17 protein-coding genes and 1 pseudogene are annotated in these 22,659 nt (G+C 45.5%); 10 read left to right on the top strand and 8 right to left on the bottom strand.

All coding sequences use genetic code 11. The features are described 5' to 3' along the window. The first annotated feature begins 24 nt into the window (after nucleotides 1-24). From JNUCC31_RS03675 to JNUCC31_RS03660, 6 genes and pseudogenes are all read left to right on the top strand, one after another. Nucleotides 25-231: a ParB N-terminal domain-containing protein gene (locus JNUCC31_RS03675; RefSeq protein ID WP_228469486.1), complete on the top strand. Its 207-nt coding sequence runs from the start codon at nucleotides 25-27 to the stop codon at nucleotides 229-231. Beyond that, nucleotides 206-391, top strand: a pseudogene (locus tag JNUCC31_RS33085) (terminase B); the annotation flags it as partial. The gene JNUCC31_RS03675 and the pseudogene JNUCC31_RS33085, both read left to right, overlap by 26 nt. Nucleotides 392-769: 378 nt before the next feature. Next, nucleotides 770-2,029 (top strand): P-loop NTPase fold protein, encoded by a 1,260-nt coding sequence (locus tag JNUCC31_RS03670; RefSeq protein WP_192268634.1) that lies wholly within the window; start codon nucleotides 770-772, stop codon nucleotides 2,027-2,029. A 59-nt stretch (nucleotides 2,030-2,088) separates the two neighbouring features. Further along, nucleotides 2,089-2,418, top strand: a complete 330-nt coding sequence (locus JNUCC31_RS33080; RefSeq protein WP_228469485.1) for a hypothetical protein — start codon at nucleotides 2,089-2,091, stop codon at nucleotides 2,416-2,418. A 306-nt stretch (nucleotides 2,419-2,724) separates the two neighbouring features. Beyond that, nucleotides 2,725-3,363, top strand: coding sequence for an ATP-grasp domain-containing protein (locus JNUCC31_RS03665; RefSeq protein WP_228469483.1), 639 nt, complete (start codon nucleotides 2,725-2,727; stop codon nucleotides 3,361-3,363). A 456-nt stretch (nucleotides 3,364-3,819) separates the two neighbouring features. After that, nucleotides 3,820-4,101: a DUF6809 family protein gene (locus JNUCC31_RS03660; protein ID WP_192268631.1), complete on the top strand. Its 282-nt coding sequence runs from the start codon at nucleotides 3,820-3,822 to the stop codon at nucleotides 4,099-4,101. Nucleotides 4,102-4,235: 134 nt separating this feature from the next. Here JNUCC31_RS03660 and JNUCC31_RS03655 read toward each other — a convergent pair whose 3' ends face one another. After that, complete coding sequence (locus JNUCC31_RS03655) at nucleotides 4,236-5,597, bottom strand: right-handed parallel beta-helix repeat-containing protein (protein WP_192268629.1); 1,362 nt, start codon at nucleotides 5,595-5,597, stop codon at nucleotides 4,236-4,238. Nucleotides 5,598-6,150: 553 nt separating this feature from the next. Next, a complete protein-coding gene (locus tag JNUCC31_RS03650) occupies nucleotides 6,151-7,743 on the bottom strand; it encodes a catalase (RefSeq protein ID WP_192268627.1) in 1,593 nt (530 codons plus the stop codon). 256 nt (nucleotides 7,744-7,999) lie between these two features. On the opposite strand from JNUCC31_RS03650, the gene JNUCC31_RS03645 reads away from it, so the two are divergent. Continuing rightward, nucleotides 8,000-9,964, top strand: coding sequence for an ATP-dependent DNA helicase (locus tag JNUCC31_RS03645; RefSeq protein WP_228469482.1), 1,965 nt, complete (start codon nucleotides 8,000-8,002; stop codon nucleotides 9,962-9,964). A gap of 607 nt (nucleotides 9,965-10,571) precedes the next feature. Here JNUCC31_RS03645 and cysK read toward each other — a convergent pair. Both cysK and JNUCC31_RS03635 read right to left on the bottom strand, forming a co-directional pair. After that, complete coding sequence (cysK, locus tag JNUCC31_RS03640; protein ID WP_192268625.1) at nucleotides 10,572-11,528, bottom strand: cysteine synthase A; 957 nt, start codon at nucleotides 11,526-11,528, stop codon at nucleotides 10,572-10,574. 272 nt (nucleotides 11,529-11,800) lie between these two features. Further along, a complete protein-coding gene (locus tag JNUCC31_RS03635; protein ID WP_192268623.1) occupies nucleotides 11,801-12,187 on the bottom strand; it encodes a YhjD family protein in 387 nt (128 codons plus the stop codon). A 449-nt stretch (nucleotides 12,188-12,636) separates the two neighbouring features. Between JNUCC31_RS03635 and JNUCC31_RS03630 the strand changes: the two genes are divergently transcribed. Then, nucleotides 12,637-16,221 carry an S-layer homology domain-containing protein gene (locus JNUCC31_RS03630; RefSeq protein WP_192268621.1) on the top strand — a complete coding sequence of 1,195 codons (3,585 nt, stop codon included), beginning with the start codon at nucleotides 12,637-12,639 and terminating at the stop codon, nucleotides 16,219-16,221. Nucleotides 16,222-16,720: 499 nt separating this feature from the next. Here JNUCC31_RS03630 and JNUCC31_RS03625 read toward each other — a convergent pair whose 3' ends face one another. Together JNUCC31_RS03625 and JNUCC31_RS03620 are read right to left on the bottom strand one after the other, a co-directional pair. Beyond that, nucleotides 16,721-16,954 carry a hypothetical protein gene (locus tag JNUCC31_RS03625; protein WP_064636670.1) on the bottom strand — a complete coding sequence of 78 codons (234 nt, stop codon included), beginning with the start codon at nucleotides 16,952-16,954 and terminating at the stop codon, nucleotides 16,721-16,723. Continuing rightward, a complete protein-coding gene (locus tag JNUCC31_RS03620; protein WP_192268619.1) occupies nucleotides 16,951-17,988 on the bottom strand; it encodes a nucleotide-binding protein in 1,038 nt (345 codons plus the stop codon). Before JNUCC31_RS03620 ends, JNUCC31_RS03625 begins: the two co-directional genes overlap by 4 nt. 957 nt (nucleotides 17,989-18,945) lie before the next feature. Between JNUCC31_RS03620 and JNUCC31_RS03615 the strand changes: the two genes are divergently transcribed. Continuing rightward, nucleotides 18,946-19,668 carry a YitT family protein gene (locus tag JNUCC31_RS03615; protein ID WP_192268617.1) on the top strand — a complete coding sequence of 241 codons (723 nt, stop codon included), beginning with the start codon at nucleotides 18,946-18,948 and terminating at the stop codon, nucleotides 19,666-19,668. A 201-nt stretch (nucleotides 19,669-19,869) separates the two neighbouring features. Here JNUCC31_RS03615 and JNUCC31_RS03610 read toward each other — a convergent pair whose 3' ends face one another. Then, entirely contained in the window at nucleotides 19,870-20,343 is a 474-nt protein-coding gene (locus JNUCC31_RS03610) for a DUF2188 domain-containing protein (RefSeq protein ID WP_192268615.1), read from the bottom strand. A 225-nt stretch (nucleotides 20,344-20,568) separates the two neighbouring features. On the opposite strand from JNUCC31_RS03610, the gene JNUCC31_RS03605 reads away from it, so the two are divergent. Then, a complete protein-coding gene (locus JNUCC31_RS03605) occupies nucleotides 20,569-21,369 on the top strand; it encodes a lipid II flippase Amj family protein (protein ID WP_192268613.1) in 801 nt (266 codons plus the stop codon). A 267-nt stretch (nucleotides 21,370-21,636) separates the two neighbouring features. On the opposite strand, the gene msrA is transcribed toward JNUCC31_RS03605, so the two are convergent. After that, nucleotides 21,637-22,599 carry a peptide-methionine (S)-S-oxide reductase MsrA gene (msrA, locus tag JNUCC31_RS03600; RefSeq protein ID WP_192268611.1) on the bottom strand — a complete coding sequence of 321 codons (963 nt, stop codon included), beginning with the start codon at nucleotides 22,597-22,599 and terminating at the stop codon, nucleotides 21,637-21,639. Nucleotides 22,600-22,659: the final 60 nt, after the last annotated feature.

Genomic DNA, 22,659 nt, shown 5'->3' with positions numbered 1-22,659 from the left:
GCTTTTTAAATTGGAGGTATCTGAATGAACATCAGAATCGTGCCGATTGATCAGATTAATGCAGCAGCCTACACCCCCCGTGTTAACCTTCAACCTGGGGACGTTGAATATGAGAAGCTTCGTTGTAGTATAGAGGAATTGGGTTATGTTGAGCCGATTGTCTGGAACGAACGTACTGGGCATATGGTCGGCGGTCATCAGCGATACAAGAAAATGGTCAATGACCAGTAAAGGGAAAATACTTCTTGAAAGTAAGAAGGACATGAAGAAACGCGGTTTAAAGTCTCCGGACAGAGCTGATGCCTACGTTCTTACTTTCGGTGAATACTTGCTGGGAGCATCTCAATCTATAATGCTTCCGTCAATCGGTAGTGTGTCAATAAAAAGATAACATGAAACTTCAAAATTAATTCAAGGGGGTAAGAAGCACTCGTCTTATGGATCAAACTGATCTGATCTAAATGCGAACAAGAGGGTGAATGTCACGATTCTAATTTGAAAGCAACTTTGGGTGTATGAGCAGTACCGACTCTAAGCCAGCAAGCGGGCACTAAGATTTTAGGACGAAGATTCGAAGCGAGCTAACCAACGTCACTCTCTTTAAAGAGAAAAATATGTATTCCGCCACACAATAGGACTGTCATTTTTCTAGAAGAGAGTATAACAAAAAGCTCTAATTAGAATACCTTCAGGCATCTGATTGGAGCTTTTATAATTATTTACATGTGCTATTATTTTAGTACTCGTGCAAATGATTGGAGGATAATTTATGAAAGCAAATGAGATATTAAAAGTTCTCGGACAATTTCAGGAATCAAGTTATCAGAAAATTTTAATTGATGGAGTATGGGGGATTGGAAAGACAAAGTACATATCTAATTTCATAGGTAACTACTCAAATACCTGTTATGTATCATTATTTGGAAAAAAAGATGTTAATACTATGCTTCAAGAGATATATTTCCAAATATTAGACCAACTACCAAGTGGGAAAATGAAAAAGTACTTTAGTATATTAAGGCAAAAAATGAATTCGCTAGACGTATCTTATTTTGGTGTTTCTCTATCAATACCAGTGCTACAAAATATGTTAAGCACATTAAATAAAGAGTTAAGCCAGAAAGACACATTTATAATTGTTTTCGATGACTTAGAAAGGAAGCATAATGATTTAAACATTAAGGAAGTGTTTGGTGTGGTAGATAGTCTTTCTAAAATAGATAAGATTAAGGTAGTTTTAGTTGCTGCTACTAATCACATAAAAGATGATGAAGAGAAAGCTGATTACACGAACTTTAGAGAAAAAGCAATCGATAGAATTTATACTATTGAAGAGTATGCTGACGAAGCACCAAGAGAGATTTTGCGAGATGAAGTATGGAGAGTAATTGGTAATCTTGCTGCGGATTTAAAATTTAAAAATTTGAGGACTTTTGAAAAAACAAATCATTTTATTAGAGAAGTAACTCAAACACTTGGAGATGATTTATTTAGTGAGAAGTTTACGAGAGATGATCTTTACAGGATGTGTTTTGCCTCAGTAGTTTTCAAAATTGAACATAATGGAGAGATGGTGTTATTAGACCATGATGCACCTAACAGTGAATTAATCAATATATTTTATACTACTGAAGGTAGTGGAGTCATAGAATACTTATGTAATTTCATATTAAAGAATTCACTTGATAATGATATGTGCAAAAGTATCTTTCCTCATATAAAAAAATGGTTTGAGACAGGCACATATTCCGAAGAGGTGTTTACCAGTTTAATCTCAAATATTAACAATTATAAAGAAGAACCTCATAATTTTTTTTCATCGGAGTCACAAATTGAGGCGATGATAAATCATACTAGAAAGTACAGTAAAAATCTGCAAGGAGATGAGAAAATTGGTGAGATTATCACAAATCTAACTTCTGCATACTCATGGTGCGAAATATTGTCTGTAGATTTTGGGATTAACGACGAAGAAGTTTTAGATCTAATTTCTTCCAGAGAGAAGTTGATATTACAAAAGAGAGTATAGGGGATTCGTGGTTTTCTCCTACTGAAAGTGAAAAAGCAAGAAAAGTAATTGATAAGATTTTGAAGAAGTTAGAATATGAATATTTTAAAAAACTTGTTTCCCATATTAAAGTTCTTTTTGACCGAAATGAGTATAGTAACCACTTTTATATAGGTCAACTACTAAATTCTATTTACTCTATTTCAACAAATGAGTCAATTAAGAGTAACATTTTAGAAAGTATAGAAAGTAATCATTATTTTTTCCTGTGCCCACTGGCAAGATTAGCGATGAACAATGGACTTGGTGCCATCAAATCAAAAAGCTTATTAAAGAAATCGAGCAATATTGGAGAAAAGAAAATTATTATAATGATTTTCAAACATACTTTTATTCTTTGGAAGTTGTGAGAGAAGATAAAATGTTGAAATATCGATTGGATATTCTTTTCAAGAAAAATCGTTAATGACAACGGTACCGTTTGCGAGAAATAATATTGATTGCTTTATGAGTCTGATTTGAAGCCCATATGATCTTTTTGTGTTACTGTGAGAGTTGGAATTCAGGCGAGAATGAAATGCACAGTTGCTGAAGCAGTATATGACTGGGGCGTTCCGCATCTCACTTTTTCTTATTTTCTTTGAATAGGAGATTAACATCGTATAATATGTTAAGAATGGGTTAATAAAAAGAATACGAAAGTTAGGTGTTCCTTTTTGAAGAAGTTGTTATTTGTAACAGACCTTTACTATCCAGCTAAAGGCAGAAACTATTATGAAGAAGACCTGTATCTCACTTCCAAACTTAGAGAAGAGTTCGACTTGATTATTTGCCATCCGGAGGATATCGAGAGCTTCGAGGATGTTGTCGATTTAATTATCTTTCGAAATGCAGGTCCTGTTGCCAATTTTAAAGAAAAGTATCAAGCTTTTCGTAAGAGAATAGTAGACAAGCAACTAAAAACTTACAATTCATTTAATGGCAAAGCAGATATGAATGGAAAAGAGTATTTGTTGGAATTAACAAATGTGAATTTCCCGGTTATACCCACGATAGATTCCGTTGAAAATGTTAAATTTCTACCCGAGGTAGAATACTTCATTGTCAAACCAAAAGATGGCGCTGATTCCATTGGCATGAAGAAAATTTCTAAAGAAGAACTAACTAATGAAATTGATAATGAGCAGCAGAGTATTCTGGTGCAACCGTTTATCCCTTTTGAATACGAGGTATCCTTTTACTTCATTGACAAGGACTATCAGTACGCATTGTATGCACCGGATAAGGATAAACGTTGGGAATTGAAAGAATATACACCTACTGAACAAGATTTATCTTTTGCACAAAAGTATTGATTGGAATAACATTGACTGTGGTATTCAACGTGTGGATGCATGTCGCACACTATCAGGAGAACTGCTATTAGTTGAACTGGAGGACTTGAATCCTTATCTGTCTCTGTTGGAAATTTCTTCTGAAACTCGCGCCGAGTTTATTCAAAACATGAAGGAATCTTTGATAAAAGCCCTTAGTCTTAATCCTTTGGGATAAATGCATATCATTCAAATGATAGTAGCGAAATGATCATAAATATGTCAACTAAAGCACCCCTCGTGGTGCTTTTTCTTTTGCCTCCATATGACAGAATGTGAGCCATTTGTGAGCGTTGACTACAGCAAGATAAGCTTCCTTTGGTGTTTGAGGTATGAGTTTAACTATAATTTCGACTCAATAAAAAACTAGTGGATTTCCCGCTAAATCCCCATCTCACCTCATCCCTTGAGTTACAATCTTCCTGAGGTGACCTTACCATGAAGGATAACATGTCAAACCTGATCGAAGATTTGTTTCACGGGAATTTGCGGTTGGACGAGTCGATTCATCCTGAGCAGGCCGAGTATCAGGAAATCAATCATCAAATATCGGACATGATGCAAAACTACAAAACAAATCTCACAGATACAGAATACGATGCTTTGGAGCAACTGATCGACTTGATCGGACAATCCACGTCGATGTATGTGGAAGCGGCGTTTGAGCAAGGTTTTCGCACAGGCGGCAGACTGATGATTGAGGTTTTAGCCAAACCGTGAGTATCTATCAACTAGAAACCAGCACACAACGAACTCAAATCCAAAAAATTCCCCTTCTCCATTACCACCGATCAGGCTGGCATGGGGGAGGGGATTTTGCTTTTTAATTATTCTTTTATCTTATTACCTACCACCTATCTCGCACCAATATTTGTACCCGATGGCGTACCCGATCCAACCAAATCACTACCGTTCGCAAGCTTCAGGAAATTACTCAAGACAGGTGTTCCGTCCGTGCTACGTGTTACCGAAGGCACGAGGGAGACAAAGTCGGCTGCGCTGGCGAGCAGGCCTTTGGCGTTCTCGCTTTTTTTGTTTTTCCACCAGACGTTGGTGCTGCTGACGTCGGTTCCGCTTGTTTTGTCACTGGCGCCGCCTTGGAAGGACAGGTTGTTGGTGAAGATGTGGGTGCCTACATCAAAGGCAAAGTTGCTTTGTCCGTTGTTCCAGGAGGTGTTGTTTTTCATCTGGATCGAACCGGGATTGCTGTTGTAGGTAAAGCCATGCTTTTTGTTATTAAAGGCAATGCTGTTCTCAACAATATGATTCACTGCAATCTTCTCGCCGCCGAGCTTGAAGCCGTTGCCATCACTGTTGGAGGTAGAAGTACCGTCTGCTGTTGCACCGTTCGCGTAGGCGATGCTGTTACGGATCGTAACCGCGCCGATGGCGCCTGTGTCCGTTTTGCTATACAGATCCCAGCCATCGTCTACGTTATAGGCCGCAATACAACCGTCGAAGACATTGCCCGGGCCTACGGTCAGTTTGGCCGCAAAACCGTCTGCATCCTCGCCGTCATCCGGGTCATAGTTGTTGTGGGAGTAGGAACGAATCACTTCATTATATGCAGGCCATTCACTCTTGGCGGCTGTGGAAGTATAACGTCCCATTTGAATACCCGTATCCCGGTTGTGATGAGCTTCAATCTGCTCCAGACGGTTGTAACTACCTCCGATGAAGATGCCGTTGTCGCCCGCACCCTTCACCTCAAGCCCTTTGACGAACCAGTAGTCTCCGAACATTTGCAGCCCGCGGTTGGTGGAAGCGAAGGCTTGGGCCGAGAAATCAAAGACCGGTTTTTCCGATCCATAGGCCACAAGGTTTTTGCGTTGGCTTGATGTTCCGCTATTGCCACGTTCAATGGTAATGGTCTGGGAGAAGTTATAGGTACCGCCGCGTAGATAGATGGTTTTGCCTGGGGCGATCTGGGTTAATGCGTTAGCGAGTGACGTAGGGCTGTTGAGTGTTCCCGGATTGCTGGCTGAACCGCCAGGAGACACATACAGATCACCCGCAGCAAGTGCGATATTCGAAGTCTCCACCGATTCAGAGGGATATTGCAAGCTGCTCTCGATCAGCTCTTCAGCACCAGCCGATCCACCACCAATCAATAATAGAGGGAACGCGGCGCTCAGACAGATCTGGGCCATTTTCGATTTCAGAGAACGTTCGGATCGTACAGATGCATGAGTGGATGTAGATGGGAATAATTTCATTACGCAAACCTCCTTGGTTAATTGGGAATAGAATGAAGAGCATGTGGTAGCCGTGTACCAGACCGTTACCTATGAGATAGGTCATGCCGGCTGGTTAGGTGTAATCTCTAGGACACAGCTTTATGGTAAATGTTGTAAGCGTTATCATCAATAATCATCTGATCAGATGGAGGTACATGCAGGCAGGTCAGGCCTGCAACCTTCCAAGGCTTGTAATATCACGTGAATTATGTAATCTTTCCATTGGGTGATAGCTCTCATTTAACGAAGAATCATCTGAAATGAACGTAGAGAAGTAAGCTTTTCCATTCCCCGAGCACAAGTCTTACCTTCGATCCACTCATATGAACTTCATTTAATTTAAAATAAATAGCAGTATGCATCCTGAAGTGGAGATTACACTCAAGCTAGTCATGAAAAAGCCCTGATGGCAGCTGCAAATGGCAACCTGACGATCAGGGCTATCTTTAATTCAGTACGTAATCTGCTTACTCAAAATACTCGAATGTACTAACACTGTCAGACTTATCAGTCTAAACGCTGTCCAGCTATTTTAATATCCGTCCGTCTCACGACTGCGTTTCTCTGCTTGCTCGACACTTGGTTCATGTTTCGGTTGGACTGTGGCACTATCATCGGTTGGTACAGAGGCCAACCCTTCAGAGACGCGCCGACCGTAATCTGCATCGGCTTGGGTGAAATAAGAGATCATACGCTCCCCGATATCCGGTTTGCATTGCGCCAAAGCACCGACCATGTTGCTGATCAGCTCATCTCGCTCCCAATCTTCGAACGCCCGATACGTATCCCCCGCTTGTCCAAAGTCATTGGTTCGCTCAATCTTCTTGCGCACAAGTCGGCCTTCCACCAATGGTTCATGTTCCTTGCCACGAGGGGTAGCTTCCTTTAAGCCCCCGAGCGACGAAGGCTCGTAATTCACATGCGGATTCTGACCCGGTGCACGATCCACTTGATACTGCATCTGCCCGCCGCTTTGATTCGTCGCAACGCGGTTCTTCGGTGCATTTACAGGCAATTGCAGGTAATTTGCACCCACCCGGTGACGCTGGGTATCTGAATAGGAGAAAGTGCGCCCTTGCAGCAGTTTGTCATCTGAGAAATCCAGCCCGTCCACAAGGACACCTGTCCCGAACGCCGCTTGCTCCACTTCATTGAAATAATCTTCGGGATTACGATTCAAAGTCATTTTGCCCACAGGTAAAAAAGGAAACTGATCCTGGGGCCATAGCTTGGTTGGGTCCAGCGGGTCGAAATCCAACTCCGGATGCTCGCCGTCTTCCATCACTTGAACGCACAGCTCCCATTCGGGATAGTCTCCTTGCTCAATGGCGTGATACAGATCCAATGTCGCATGATTGAAATTCTGTCCCTGGATCTCGCTCGCGTCTTTTTGCAGCAGGTTGCGTATCCCTTGATTGAGCGGTTCCCAGTGGTATTTGATGAGTACGCCCGTGCCTTCCTGATTGATCCATTTGTATGTATTAACACCCGACCCTTGCATCTGCCGATAATTCGCTGGAATGCCCCATGGAGAGAAGAGGAATGTCACCATATGGGTAGCTTCAGGACTTAGCGAGACAAAATCGAAAAACCGTTCCATATCCTGTGCATTGGTCAGAGGGTCGGGCTTAAAGGCATGTACCATGTCCGGGAATTTGAGCGGGTCGCGAATGAAAAAGATTTTCAGATTGTTACCCACTAGATCCCAGTTGCCGTCTTCGGTATAGAATTTTACAGCAAACCCGCGCGGGTCCCGTAGGGTCTCCGGTGAATGTCCACCATGTATAACGGTGGAGAAGCGAACGAACACAGGCGTTTGTTTGCCTTTCTCCTGAAACAGACGTGCACGTGTGTACTTCGATATCGGTTCATCCCCGGCTGTTCCATACGCTTCAAATACGCCATGAGCGCCAGCGCCGCGGGCATGGACCACACGTTCAGGAATACGTTCACGGTCGAAGTGAGTAATCTTTTCGAGAAAATGATAGTTCTCCAGCGTAGTCGGTCCCCGACTGCCAACGGTTCGTACATTCTGATTGTCCGTAATGGGATGCCCTTGTCGATCCGTTAATGTCTCAGCTGATTTGTCTGAGGAATGCTCTGGTTGTGAAGACTGATGATTCATGGAGTGGAGCACCGCCTTTCCTTAAAGTGGATTCCTGTATATATTTTCCCTGTGGGCAGGTTCTATACATGGTGGCAACCAACGAACATCTAAGCTACCTTTTGAAAAACCTATCCTATCGCCCCTCGAATTTCCTCGCAAAAAAAGCTTGTCACCCGCCTCACCGCGTGAGATAATTAACTTTTGCCCAGCGGCCTTTTTGGAACGGAAAAATGAAATCGGACCGCTTTGTCTAAGAATGGAGGCTGACCTAGGATTGTCTACACAACGTTATCCTTTTGCATATGATCCGGCTGAACCTTTTGTATCCCGTCTTGGGGAATGGGTAGCCGATGTTTTTTACGATATTTTGCCAGAGTCCGGCTTCGAGGTACGGGATGAACAGATTTTTATGGCGTACCAGCTCGAACGGGCCTATGGAGATAAAAAGACCATTATGGCGGAGGCCGGTGTCGGAACAGGCAAGACGTTAGTCTATCTGCTCTACGCGGTCTGTTATGCACGTTATACAGGCAAACCGGCGGTGATCGCCTGTGCCGATGAGTCCTTGATTGAACAACTGGTGAAGCCCGGCGGAGATATTGCGAAGCTGGCTGCTCATCTGGATTTGGAAGTGGACGCACGTCTGGGCAAGTCCCCGGACCAATACGTCTGTCTGAACAAATTAAGTGCGATGCGATTTGCGGATGAAGATGCGCCTGTGATTGAAGAAGTGCATGAGAGTCTTCCGGATTTTGTGAATACGCCGGGTACACTTCAGGCTTTCCATCCGTATGGTGACCGCAAACAGTATCCACATCTGAATGATCGTCAGTGGAACAAAATCAACTGGGACCCGTTCCAGGATTGTTTTGTTTGTCCAAAAAGACAACGCTGCGGCCTGACGCTGTCGCGTGACCATTACCGTCGTTCCAAAGACATCATCATCTGTTCCCATGATTATTACATGGAGCATGTGTGGACCTATGAAGCGCGCAAACGCGAGGGACAATTGCCACTCCTGCCTGATCACAGCTCGGTTGTATTTGATGAAGGACATTTGCTGGAAGAAGCAGCCCTGAACGCACTGAGCTACAAGCTGAAACACCGCATCTTTGAGGAACTCGTCACTCGACTGTTAGAAGGAGAGATTCGTGAATCCCTCGCGGAGCGTGTGGATGAAGCGATTGAGAGCAGTGAACGACTGTTTGCGTTGCTGGATACGTATACGGTGGCGATTCCGGGATCGGAACGGAAGGAAGTTCGGGTAGAGCCGCCACTGCTGCGTGAGATTGAACGTCTGACGAGTGTGCTGGATGCGATCGGTGAGGAACTGGTATTTGAGAGCGGATTGTTCTCGCTGGATGGTTATCAGATGCGTGTGGTGGAAGAACATTTGGATATGATTCAGTCTGCACTTGCATTGTTCCGCAAGGAAGATGGTTACATCTGCTGGGCGGAAGAGAGCGAAGACGAAACAACCTTATCGATCATGCCGCGTACCGTGAAGGAAATGCTGAACGAGCGCGTGTTCAATACCGGTATTCCGATTGTCTTCTCATCCGCAACATTATCCGTGGACAGTTCCTTCCGTTATGTGGCAGACAGCTTGGGAATTGAAGATTTTGTATCGTTCTCCGTTGCTTCTCCATATGACTACGCGGACAAAATGCAGATGAAGATTACGAACGAGGCTCTACCAGGTCACTCCGAAAATGAAAATCGCATGCGCGACGCCGTGTCTTTGCTTCAGGAGAGTGGAGGACGTGCGCTGATCCTGTTCCGTACCATGGAGGAATTGCGTGCGTTCAAGCAGGATATCGTTCATGTGCCGGAAGCACAAGGATTGCGTTTTATGTATGAGGGAGATCGTGAGATCAGTGACCTGATTGCCGCCTTCCAGCAGGATGAGGAGAGTGTGCTGTGTTCCGTCAATCTGTGGGAAGGGCTGGATGTTCCAGGACCGTCCCTATCCAACGTCGTGATCTGGTCACTTCCATATCCGCCACCGGACCCTGTCTTTAATGCGAAACGCAGTGCATCAGCGGCGCCTTACGAGGAGATCGATCTTCCGTATATGCTCCTGCGTGTGAAGCAAGGTCTTGGACGTCTGATTCGGACAAGCACGGATTCCGGTTCCGCGGTCATTCTCGATGAATCGCTGTATACCAAAAAGGAAGCCAAAGACCGCATTGCGGCCCTGCTTCCCGAAGGTGTGGAATGGACAACCCTGACACACTAACTAGCTGAATTCTAAATCATACAAAATCGTACTAAATCCTATATGTACATTGGATTATACGTTCTAACCGGGCCGAAATGGCTCCCATCAGAAAAAAGCTCTTGTTCTCTGCGGATACACCATCCGTATGTGAGCAAGAGCTTATTTTGGTAGTTATCTTCAAATATACTTCTCTTTTTTCTAAAGGGAGAGGAATCGAGTATACAGGCGAACGCTGTGCTTCTTCAGAATCGATGTTGTTCTCTACCTTACGTTCCGCTAAGGATCAAGGGGCTGTCTTGAGAGGGATTTCCCCTCACTCCACGTCGCTCCAAGCGCTAACGAACCTACCGCACCCTATTAGGATAATAATCAAGAAATGCCAATTTTAACGAACCTCAGTAACGTTACTCCGCCGAAAATGGCTTTTGAACCTAAAAATCGACCGAATTTGGAGAAATAACGTCGCTGTGATTCGTTACACGTAAGACCTGCGCAAATTGGAGCGGATAGCGTGTGCTCGGTTCTTTAGAATCAATGAACGCTAAAAACGGGGTGTTCTCTGTCATCCTTATGACTTATGGAGCAGGAGATAGCCTCTTTTTTTGTGTGTACAAATTTAGCTATGTTAAAAAATACCCATGCTCAAATACCGTTCCCCGGTATCCGGCGCAATGCAGAGCACCCGGTGCCCCGGCCCCAGTTCCTTCGCGATGCGAAGGGAGGCCCACACCGAAGCCCCAGAGGAAGGGCCGAGCAGCAGCCCTTCCCGGGCAGCAAGCTGCCGCATCGTATCCAGTGCGTCCTCATCGGACACCTGGATGATGGCATCCCACACGTCGGTATTCAGAATGTCCGGAATGAACCCCGGACTTGTACCGACGAGCTTGTGCGGTCCGGGCTCGCCACCGGACAGCACCGGAGAACCTTTGGGCTCCACCGCATAGATGCGAATACCGGGTAACTGCTTACGCAGTTCTTCCCCGGTTCCCGTAATGGTGCCGCCTGTTCCCGCCGTAGCAATGAAGGCGTCCAGCTTGCCTTCCATCTGCTGCATAATTTCAGGAGCGGTGGTGATCCGGTGAATATCCGGGTTCGCCTGATTCTCGAATTGCTGGGGAATGAAACTTCCCGGAATGTCGGCCTGAAGCTCCTTTGCTTTGCTGATCGCACCAGGCATCCGTTCCGCAGCGGGGGTGAGCACCACATTTGCGCCATAGGCTTTCAGAATGTTGATGCGCTCCTTGGACATGTTGTCCGGCATGATCAGAATGGCCTCATATCCTTTGGCAGCGGCATTCATCGCAAGACCAATCCCTGTATTGCCGCTGGTCGGCTCGATAATGGTTGCGCCGGGAAGCAGCAGTCCTGCCCGTTCAGCCTGAACGATCAGGTTGTAGGCGGCACGGTCCTTGACGCTGCCGCTTGGGTTGAAATATTCCAGTTTAACATATACGTCAGCGGAATCGTTGCCTGTAAGTCTGTTCAGTCGAACGGCAGGTGTTTGGCCGATCAGTTCGGTGACATCTGCGGCAACGCCTGTAAGCCTGGCTGTTTGTTTAGTCGAGTTCAAATCCAAATCCATGAAGTACAACTCCTTGATTGATAAGACGTTGAAAGCAATCCCGCTGGACAAGTCTGTCCGCCATTAATGTCTGGCAGGCTTGTTTGGTTAAAGGCATTGATTTTCATTGCAGGTCTGAACGAAATGTCCAGACAAGTCTATTCCATCTTAATGAACGCAGCCTTCCCGGGTCAACCTGTTTTGATTAGGCAGAAGGGTGGGGAGTCTGAGGAGTAAGTGGACTAAGAAATGTGAATTCAAACGATAACGGGTACATTAAGCAGATGAATCAGCTATAACGGCCGGGTCAAATCCATATCCAGATGCCGGCTAAGCTCTTTTTTGACTTCATTCCGCGCAAACGTCCACAGCATATAGAACCGCTGCAAATATCCTCTGCACATATACTGGGTTTCAATTCCTTCGACTTGCCGTTTCTCCTCCAGAACCTTGACACCACGGATTCTCATCTGTTTGCGAAGTTCCAGCATTTCCTTGAGTACATGATTCTGAATACGGGTTAGAGACAGGATGTAGACCTCCGGCATTTTGAGCTGCAACGTATCCAGTGTTCGAATATCCCGTTCAAGCACATCCAGCAGGAGGGTGCGTACAACCATGCTTTTAATCAAACGATGGTCCTCATCCGCAGGGGATGGGGCGGAAGGGGAGGATGACATACGTTCACTTCCTTAGCTTGAATATAAATCGATCGAATTAAGAACGAATGTTCCTGTTCTGTATTATAGTCAGCATAAGCTTGACTCATACAGGTTTCAACCTGAAATTTTTTACAGTCCTATGTATAATTCCAGGTTTGAATGCCCGAAATGCTTACCTTCTGTCGGTTACAGATACATTAGGAGCATGTTTGCTTAGCAGAAACAGTCCATTTTAGCCTGATGTTCAGAATCGGTTCAGAATGAATCGTTATAGTGTCTATATATTTTGTTATTGCACAGAAAGGAGATAAAAAAATCAGAGATACATACCAGAAGAATATAAGTAGCTAATTTGTCTACTAGCAAAGTAACTAGCTTTTTTAGTAAATTTCGTAGGATGTGGATGTAGATAGAGTACGGGTTGGGGAGTAACAAGCGGATGTTATATAGCAAGGGAGAGGATGAAGATGATGAATAGGAAGGTACTAAAGGTTAGAAAAGTGATTGCGATGCTATTGGTGTGTCTGCTCATTTTCGGAGGTGTTCCCGGATTTCAGACGTTGGGCGTGGATCGCGCCTATGCCGCAAATGGGACATGGACAGACGTAGGTGGAGCCGGCTTCACAACAGGACAGGTAGAAAATATTACGTTAGTTTTTGATCGGGAAGGTACACCGTATACTGTATTTAGGGATGTAGGCAATAACAATAAAGCAACGGTTATGAAATACATCTCTGGCGGATGGAAATCTGTCGGACCGCTCGGCTTTTCTGCTGGTGAGGTTTGGACTACGTCACTCGCATTTGACTCTCAGAACGTTCCATACGTCGCTTACCAGGATATGGACAATGACAACAAAGCTACGGTTATGAAATTTAACGGAAATCAATGGGAGGTTGTGGGCAGCGATGGTTTTACGGCTGGCGCTGCGGTGTACGTTACGCTTGCATTTAGTCCTGATGATACGCTCTACATTGGTTACCGGGATCATGCTGCAGATTCTAAAGTGACGGTTAAAAGATGGAGTGGAGATCAGTGGGAGACCGTTGGCACTGCCGGTTTTACGACAGGTATTGCACTGGAGATGTCCAAACTGATTATTGATACTAATGGAATTCCCTATTTTGCATTTAAAGATTCAACGAATAATAAATTGACTGTAATGAAGTTTGCAGGCAATCAGTGGAAAAATGTGGGTGCAGGAGGATTTACACCGGGACAAGCATCAGATCCTTCGTTAGCTTTTGGCCCGGATGGTTCGCCCTATCTTGCTTTTCAAGATGGATCAACAAGTTACAAAGCAACCGTAATGAAGTTCAATGGCAGCCAGTGGGAAGTGGTTGGAAACGCGGGGTTCTCTTCAGGAGCATCGTATAATCTGTCTTTGGCTTTTGATCCGCAAGGTGTACCTTACACCGCTTTTAGAAATATAGTTAATTTTAGTATGGAGCCGCAGGGTGTCATGATGAAGCTGGATGGAAATCAGTGGACTATGGTCGGAGGGAAGCCGTTCTCTGCAGGCCAAATAAACGAAACTTCGCTTGCTTTTGGTCCGAATGGAATGCCTTATGTTGCTTATATAGATAATACCAAGAGTAATAAGATGACAGTCATGACGCTTTCTACGGGACATACGGTGGTGTACAATGCCAACGGTGCGACCACAGGCAGTGTCCCGGTAGATAATCAGAAATACGAAAAAGATGCAATGGTGACAGTGCTGGATAACGCAGGAGCGCTGGAGAGGGAAGATTATCAGTTTACTGGATGGAATACAGCCGCAGACGGTAGTGGAATAGGTTACAGTGCAGCGGACATATTCTCCATGGATGATGGTGACGTTACGCTATACGCACAGTGGCAACCGCTTTATGTCCATATTGGTTTTGAATCGAACGGTGGAACCGAGGTTATTAGTCAAAAGGTGAATTACAATAGCTCGGCAATCATTCCTGACGCGCCAGAAAAATCGGGATACACGTTCTTTGGCTGGTATCAGGATAGCCAGTTGCAGCAGGCTTTTGATTTTACTACAAATTTGACGAAAGATATAACGCTTTATGCCAAATGGAAGTCATCTACAGCAACACTCTCCAGTCTGACGGTAAGTTCAGGGCAGCTCACACCTGATTTCTCTGCGGATGAGCTTGATTATCACGTAGATGTCGAATCCGATGTAACGAGTATGGGCTTTTCTCTGAGTAAAGCAAATGAAGGACAAGACGTAATTGTAACAGGTGCCACAGATGAAACGTTGACGGATGGTATTTACACCTATACTGTTACGGATTTGGTATATGGTTCGAACCCTGTAAATATTAACGTTCAAGCGGAGGATGGTAGCAGAAATAACTACACACTTAACATCAACCGCATCGACAGCAGTAACGCCAAACTAAGTGAAATCACTCTGCCTCATATTACATTGTCTCCAGCGTTCAGTCCGGATGTAGAGATGTACGAAGCGACGGTCAGCAGTTCCGTTAGTTCGACTGAGATTAGCATTGAACCGGGACAAACGGGCGTGGGAGTTAAAATTAACGGAATTGTTGGGAAAAGCGCAGTTGTGCCATTGGTCAGCGGAGTGAATACAATCACTATTGAAGTGACTGCATTGGACGGAATAAGCAAGAAAACATATACGCTGAACATTAAACGCAACAGTGATCATTCAGGAGGAACGGGTGAAAATGGGAGTTCCAGTGGGGGATCTGGTGGTTCGAACAGTTCCGGTTCTGCGGGAAGCAATGCAGGTACACCAGGGACCAACAACGTCGTAACTCCGCCATCCACAGGGGCTCAGGTGCTTGTGAACGGTAAAGCCGAGAACGCAGGCAGCTTAACCACTAGTGAAGTGAACGGACGAAAAGTTGTAACCCTTGCAGTGGACGCACGACTTATTGCACAAAAACTCGCAACTGAGGGAAACAACGCGATCGTTACGATTCCTGTAAAAGGCAATAGCCAAGGAGATCTGATCGTTGGTGAGCTGACGGGTCAGACAGTCAAACTCATGGCTGACAAACAAGCAATACTGGTGCTTCAAACCGATGTTGCTTCTTACACGCTGCCTGCACAACAGGTTAATGTGGATCAACTTGCCCAGCAATTGGGTGTGAATTCAGGTGACTCCCTGGAGAAGATCAAAATGCGAATCGAAATCTCACAGCCGACAGAGGCCGTCATACAGACAGCACAGTCAGCAGCTCAGCAAAATGGATATGCTCTTTTGGGATCACCGATTGATTTCAAAGTAACAGCCACTTTCGATGGCAAATTCGTGAGCGTGGATAAGTTCAATAGCTATGTATCACGTACGATTGCATTACCGGCTAACGTTGATCCAAACCAGATCACCACAGGTGTTGTAGTGGATGCTGATGGCTCTGTACGCCATGTACCAACGAAAATTACACAGGTCAATGGGGTATACCACGCCCAGATTAACAGCTTGACCAACAGTGTATATGCCGTCATCTGGCATCCGCATACCTTCACCGATGTTGCCAGACACTGGGCCGAGATCGAAGTGAATGATATGGGTTCACGTATGGTCATCCAAGGCATCACAGACACCACTTTTGACCCGAACCGTGAAGTTACACGTGCAGAATTTGCTGCCATCCTGGTACGTGGATTGGGATTGAAGCCTGGAGAGCAGGTGAACTCTTTCAAAGACGTGAATGGAAGCGAATGGTACGCGGATGCAGTGAACATGGCATCCAGCTACGGTCTGATCGATGGATATGAAGATGGGACATTCCGTCCACAGACACAGATTACTCGTCAGGAAGCCATGGCACTCATTACAAGAGCTATGACAGTGACTGGAATGGACAAGACTTTACCTGCCGTGGACGTTCAGCAATGGTCTGACTATGCAGATGCTGGGCAAGTAGCAAGCTGGGCGAAGGAAGCAGTAGCGGCCAGCATTCACTCTGAACTGGTGTCTGGACGCGGAAATGGGACCATTGCTCCCAACCAGCTGATTACCCGTGCAGAGACAGCCGTGATCATCCGTAGATTGCTTCAGCGGTCCGGTCTAATATAGATTCATAACAATACATTTTTCTGAACTGTATTTGATATTGTTATTGGAACAGGCAACGCGAGATCTGCGTTGCCTGTTTGCTTTGCATAGGGTGTTGGATTAGATGACATGCAGACGACTAAACTATCTCTTAGAAACTCATCTAAAAAATATAATTTGTTATTTACAGAACATATGTTCCTGTATTATGATCTATATGAGGATGTCGGTACACATTACAACCGGGGAATATTGGAAGGGGACCATATCCTGTCTATGCTGAAGTGTAAGGTGTTCAAATAAGGACAGGCCTTCTCCAAAATAAGGTATAATTTTTGGCTTTTGCAGGAAACCTAAGGGCATGAAGAAACGGTCTTATGGATTGCAAGCTATTACGGAAGTGGTTATGGGAATGGCAGCTCTTTTTTGAAAAACAGCAACAAAAAAGCCCCTGCCTTGGGCGGCGGGGGCAAATCATCTGCCGAACCAGACGGCAGAGTTGTATATGAGTATAATGCGGTTATGCCAGATACTGAGGCTTCTCGTATAGAGCCTCTTTTTCAAGAATCACTTTGTATGGTCTTTCCTTACCCTTCAGGGAAGGGCCAATCGTGGTCAAGGGTACGGCCGGTTTGTGGAAACGATCTTCTTCCTTGGGTTCCGGAACCGGTCGTGATGATTCGGGCGCAGAACTGAGGCGTACCTTTTTCTCGCTGCCCCAGCGCTTGCTTATTTTTTTCGTTTCCGGTTTCATTCCGGTTCGCCTCCTAACAAATCGTTGATGGCGTTGAACAGATGACGATTCTCCAAATCCATCTGCTGAAATATCGCCTCATCTGCATCAATATGCCCAATAATGTGGACTGTAATTACATACCTCTTGGCTACAGGATAGCATAGCAGATATTCTTTCTCAAGGTAGTCGTCGTAGAGATTGATCTTGATTTTGTTCTCCCGGTAAGAATCAATAACCAATATTCGCTTCGGATCATCAGGCTGCTTATCGTCGTTGGCGGACAAGTTATATTTTCTCCCCGGTTCCCCCACATTACCACATAATTGTTCAATATGACCACTGTCATCTGTACGGTATATGGCGGTCCCGCGTACGGCAAATGGGGGATGAGAGACAAAGGCAGTACGAAGGGCGTCACTCATTCGCTCGAGCATCTTGGCATCTGCTTTGCGGGTGCGCAGCAATTCCCTAAAGAACCGCAGCAACTTGAGCAGCTGCAACCGCGCTTCTCCTTCAGTTCGTTTATGCTTCTCAATGATCTGCTCTACTTCAGGATCGCTCCAGCGCCCCTGTTCTTCGATGCTGTCTGCGATTTTGGAACAAGCCACCGATACGGCTGGTGCCCATTTCCCGTCTGAACGAATTTCATAAACCAGTGGATTTAAGCCTAACAGGTCTGTGGGCATGCGCAAACCTTCGATCTTGGATGCGTCTTTGATGTCCGTAATATCCTCAGGGAGAATGAAAAAAATGCGTTTTCTTCCTAACCGCCCCATAAACAAACCCATTTCCAGCATTGTATTATCACGGACAGAGGCATAGTACTTCCCGCGAATTTTCGATATATCATCCGGATGAAAAATAAAAATGGCAAAATCAGTCGTACGCACTTCTGTTTCCAGATCGTCCATCGTATAACTGCTTGGATTAAAAACTCCGGAGTACCAAGGGGTAACTTCGGCCGAGAAACGCAAGTTTTCGTGTACTGCGGCTGCAATCGGCTTCGCTTCCAGCGAGCAGCCAATAAAGACTCTTGGCTTTAACGTTTTCATCAATCCGCCTCGCTTAAACGGTAGTGGGAATCAATTGTTATATTATACCATAAACAGCAGAGTAAGTCTGGAAACGTTTAGCTGGACCCAAAAACCGATTACGTTTGCTATAGTGTATGTGCAAGAGGGAGATGTTTCCTATAAAATTCGCGGAAAAATAAAAAATGGACCCAAATTGTCACAGTTGGGTGACTGGACAGTTATATTTGGAAGCTTCAGTCATAGAATGAAGGAGCAGGTTGCACCATTAGTTAGAGAAGCTTGTCCTGGTGTGGCTGTTTGGCGGCTCAGGCAGGCCAGAGTGTGCTTTTTGCGCATATTTGAAGGGTCTGCTGTTTCGACCCAATCACATCGGTGTTATATAATAGAAGAACAAGCAAGTTAGCTTTGGTGTTTAATCAGAATGAACGATTACACGTTTTGAATCATGTTGAACTTACATTCACACAGGAACGAAGAGTGCAGAACCCGTCTGTAGAAGCGAAGCGTTCGCCTGAAAGCTTTCTGAAAGAAAGCTGCTTCGAAAGCATAAGCTATCAACGAATTTTCCCATTTGAAATATGGGATCAGAAAAATTCGTGGATAACAGCGATCGAAAGAGGGTACTGCGATCGAAGTGGGTTAAGTGTGATATCAGACGTTCGACTTTGTGCATAGTGTAATATTTCAATTTGTTTAACCAAGCATAGCTAACCACCAACAGACAGAAAGGATCAGGATACCATGAGTTCCCGAAGGATAATCTCCCCAAGGACGATCTGGAAACGTTACGATCTCTCTTACACTTAGCGCCCCTTGTAGAGTAAACCACCGTAAAGAAATAAACGGCTGACTCTGCGAAAGAGGGGATTGGAATGAATAATATTCGAAGGACAAATACGATGATTTCTTCCAGGCTTGCCTTTTGCAGTGTACGGTCGGTGCAAACCAACCTTTACAAACTGCGAGGGAACCTGAATGAAGAGAACATCGTTAACCTTACAACAAGTTAAGACAGAGGCGATCAAATTCGCCATTATGCTGCTCGGAACATTTATTTTGGCATTTGCCTACTATCACATTAATTTTCAGAATCATTTATCGGAGGGCGGATTTGTCGGTCTGGCCCTGCTTGGAAAATACGCGACAGGCTTATCACCTGCCATCGGCATGCTGCTGCTGGATATTCCAGTCATGATTCTGGCCTGGTTCATCAAAGGCTGGAAGTTCATGATTCAGGCGCTGCTGGGTGTGGCCGCATTCTCATTGTTTTATGACGGGTTTGAGCGGTACTCCACCCTGGTCATTCCGTTTCACGGCAATCTGTGGATTCCGGCCGTCCTGTCCGGTCTTATAACTGGCGTGGGAGCTGGCATGGTGCTTCGTTTCGGAGGAGCGACAGGCGGAGATGACATTCTGGCGGTGCTCATTAGCCGTTGGAAGGGCTGGAAGCTGGGAACGGTTTTCTTTGTCAGCGATGCGTTTGTACTCGGATTGTCGCTTTTCTTTCTACCGGTAAAAGAAACTTTATATACCATTCTGGCCGTATGGATTGCCAGCAAAGTGATTACGTACATGGTCAGTTTCCCGGCTCGCCGCACGGTTACGACCTCAGCTGTGAAGCTGCCCGTATCCACTGCAGCCAAAGTAGTCAGCGGTGCGTCCCAACGAGCTTCGGTGGCTAGAGGGGTATCACATTAATCACTAAATTATTAAATCAGCGAACCACCTTATCCCTGAATGGACCATTCTCGGGTAAGGTGGTTTTTGGTTCTCCAAAAAGCCCTTTTGCATGCTTGATGGGATGAGATCCCATTAGCAGCAAAAGGGCTTTTGACATATCAGCAGGCGACCGACAAACATGGTAAGTTCCCAACCAAACAATCCATATCACAAATTCACTCAAGGTTTGATGGAAGAGGCAATTTGACCATCTTCATTATGGATGATCGCCCGGATGTTCTGCTTTTCACTCTTTTCCTTGGCAGCATCTACGGCCTCAGCTTTGGTTCGGAACGTGGAGAGAGGTTTGGATTGCCCTTCTTCCTTGATGGCCCAGCCGGAGTCCGTAGGGACAACATGAATATTATCATGGCTTTTGGAAGAAGAGACCGGCTCGGAATGACGGTGCTCAGATGAGGATTTTCCATGCTCTGATCCACTGTCTGAAGAAGAATGTTTCGTACCCTGCTTCGAATTCTTCGAGGTGGGATGATTCTCATCCCATTCTTCCGCTTTTGCCGTAGCAATCGCAATGGCGCGTCCTTCCTCATATCCGTCATCCAGGAGTGCGTTGGCAATATCAATGGCTTTATGTCTGACACGAGGCTCCAGATTTTTCATGGAAACCGGATAATCCTGTTTGTTCCACGGCATAGTAATTCCCTCCTGTATAGTAGTAAGTTAGTTTTATATTACCCTGTAGAGGGAGGGATAAACGTTTATTTTGGATAGGTCAAGATGCATAAGTCGTAGCATTCACACATTTTTCGGTAGAGATTTTTCCACCATTTCTATACTTTTATATGGGCGAGGAGTATAATGCTCCCATATCCAAAAAGTACAATAAAAACGATTAGTGGAAGATAAGGAGATCTACATATGTTTAGTTTGAGTCTTGCCATTCCCATGTTATTTACGATGCTTATTCATGCTGCTGACAGCCTGTCCTATGCGCTGCGCCTTGGGGGATTGCGTACTCGAAGAATAGCGCTGGCTCTATCTCTATCTGGAATTTTGCTGCTGGTATCCCGTACTTCCAATATGGCACAAGGACCGATGGTGGGCAATCTGGTGGATACCGCGACGAATGGAGGGAATCCCCATTTTGCCGTGCAGCTGCACTGGCTTATGGGGGCGGCTACTGTAGGGACGGCTCTAGCCATATTATGTTTCCCAACCATGGTGAAGCTTGCATCAAGAATGGTCGTGCATTTTGAAGCAGCCGGTTCCATTCCGGTGATGGTTCGCAGTATGCTGAAGCGGAGCAAGATTAGAAATGCAGCGTATTACATCACTCCGCCATCCTGGAAGATGGCCAAACGGTTAGTACAGCACGGAATGCCAAGACGGTTAATGATGCTGAATGTAGCGGTGACAGCAATCTATACGACTGGAGTTCTGTCCAGTCTTTACGCTGCGTATCTTTATCCAGGGCAGGCTGTTGCTGCCTCCCAATCGACTGGGCTGATTAACGGCATTGCTACCATTTTGCTGACGATCCTGATTGATCCACGGATTTCTCTCCTCAGTGACAAATCATTACGCGGTGAGATCCGTTTGGATCGAATGAATCAGATTTATGGCTGCATGCTCGTATCCCGTCTATTCGGGACTCTTTTGGCGCAGCTGCTGCTTATTCCATTCGCATACTGGATTGGTTGGATTGTAAGTTCAATCTAAGCTTAATGTAAGCTGATGTGAGGAGGTAAGGATGTAAACCCTCTTCCAATCCTTTGATAAAAAAAGCATGACCAAAAAGGGACTTCCCATACGTCATCAACATGACGGGAAATCCCTTTTTGGTGTTATTATTCTCTAACGAACCGAGCACAAGCTGTTAGCTCCAATTCCGGCAGGTCGGCCGTTTAGCGAATCGTAAAGAAGTTAAAGGTGCGGTCGAATCGCTAGCAGCTTGATTGCATTCCGTTACTTTGCTGAATCTATCATTTAGTTAAACAGAACAGTGTACTCGCCATAGCCTTCTTTTTGCAGATCTTCTTTGGGTACAAAACGAAGGGCCGCGGAGTTGATGCAATAACGCATGCCTCCAGCTTCGACAGGACCGTCATTGAACAAGTGACCCAGATGGGAATCGCCTTCCCGGCTTCTCACTTCAGTACGAATCATGAAGTGGCTGAGATCGGTTTTTTCCTTGACGTTGTAGTCACGCAATGGACGGGTGAAGCTTGGCCAGCCGCAGCCGGAATCGTATTTGTCCGTGGAACTGAACAGCGGCTCACCAGACACGATATCCACATAGATTCCATCACCATGGTGATCCCAAAATTCATTATGAAACGCCGGTTCAGTTGCACTATTTTGTGTCACTTCGTATTGCAGCGGTGTAAGGCGCTCTTTTAGATCGCTTTTATCCACCTTGCCTGACCAGTTACGCTCGATAAAGTCTTGACGACCAGAACCTTTGCTATACCGTTTGTAGTGGGCAGGGTTCTTGCGATGGTAATTTTGATGATGTTCCTCTGCCTCGTAGAACGGTTTCGCTGGCAAAATCGGTGTGAAGATCGGTTTGTCAAAACGTCCGCTTTGCTCCAAAGCAGCCTTGGAAGCTTCCGCAATTTGGCGTTGTTCTTCACTGTGGTAGAAGATGGCCGTCTGGTAAGATGATCCGCGGTCATGGAATTGGCCACCCGTATCGGTTGGATCGATCTGTTGCCAGAACAGCTCAACGAGCTTCTCATAAGGGAAGATGGCCGGGTCAAACGTAATTTGAACCGCCTCTACATGTCCTGTCGTCTCCGAGCAGACTTCCTCATAGGTTGGGTTCTCGGTGTGTCCGCCAGTATAACCCGATACAATCTTATGAATGCCGGGCAATTCCTCAAAAGGGGATACCATACACCAGAAGCATCCTCCTGCAAAAGTTGCTTTTTCAATTGAATGTTGTTCCATTTATATTCACTCCATTTCTGATGAAGATCCAGCGCTCGTGTTCGAGCTGTCGCTCCAATT

Source organism: Paenibacillus sp. JNUCC-31 (assembly GCF_014844075.1).
GTDB lineage: Bacteria > Bacillota > Bacilli > Paenibacillales > Paenibacillaceae > Paenibacillus.
The sequence above is the reverse complement of the archived record's forward strand: the minus strand, read 5'-3'. Positions and strand labels throughout refer to the sequence as shown.

Excerpts from the sequence above, each read along its gene's own strand:
- JNUCC31_RS03675 (WP_228469486.1), top strand. The coding sequence starts at position 25 with ATGAACATCAGAATCGTGCCGATTGATCAGATTAATGCAGCAGCCTAC.
- JNUCC31_RS03670 (WP_192268634.1), top strand. The coding sequence starts at position 770 with ATGAAAGCAAATGAGATATTAAAAGTTCTCGGACAATTTCAGGAATCA.
- JNUCC31_RS03660 (WP_192268631.1), top strand. The coding sequence starts at position 3,820 with ATGAAGGATAACATGTCAAACCTGATCGAAGATTTGTTTCACGGGAAT.
- JNUCC31_RS03655 (WP_192268629.1), bottom strand. The coding sequence starts at position 5,597 with ATGAAATTATTCCCATCTACATCCACTCATGCATCTGTACGATCCGAA.
- JNUCC31_RS03650 (WP_192268627.1), bottom strand. The coding sequence starts at position 7,743 with ATGAATCATCAGTCTTCACAACCAGAGCATTCCTCAGACAAATCAGCT.
- cysK (WP_192268625.1), bottom strand. The coding sequence starts at position 11,528 with ATGGATTTGGATTTGAACTCGACTAAACAAACAGCCAGGCTTACAGGC.
- JNUCC31_RS03635 (WP_192268623.1), bottom strand. The coding sequence starts at position 12,187 with ATGTCATCCTCCCCTTCCGCCCCATCCCCTGCGGATGAGGACCATCGT.
- JNUCC31_RS03630 (WP_192268621.1), top strand. The coding sequence starts at position 12,637 with ATGATGAATAGGAAGGTACTAAAGGTTAGAAAAGTGATTGCGATGCTA.
- JNUCC31_RS03625 (WP_064636670.1), bottom strand. The coding sequence starts at position 16,954 with ATGAAACCGGAAACGAAAAAAATAAGCAAGCGCTGGGGCAGCGAGAAA.
- JNUCC31_RS03620 (WP_192268619.1), bottom strand. The coding sequence starts at position 17,988 with ATGAAAACGTTAAAGCCAAGAGTCTTTATTGGCTGCTCGCTGGAAGCG.
- JNUCC31_RS03615 (WP_192268617.1), top strand. The coding sequence starts at position 18,946 with ATGAAGAGAACATCGTTAACCTTACAACAAGTTAAGACAGAGGCGATC.
- JNUCC31_RS03610 (WP_192268615.1), bottom strand. The coding sequence starts at position 20,343 with ATGCCGTGGAACAAACAGGATTATCCGGTTTCCATGAAAAATCTGGAG.
- JNUCC31_RS03605 (WP_192268613.1), top strand. The coding sequence starts at position 20,569 with ATGTTTAGTTTGAGTCTTGCCATTCCCATGTTATTTACGATGCTTATT.
- msrA (WP_192268611.1), bottom strand. The coding sequence starts at position 22,599 with ATGGAACAACATTCAATTGAAAAAGCAACTTTTGCAGGAGGATGCTTC.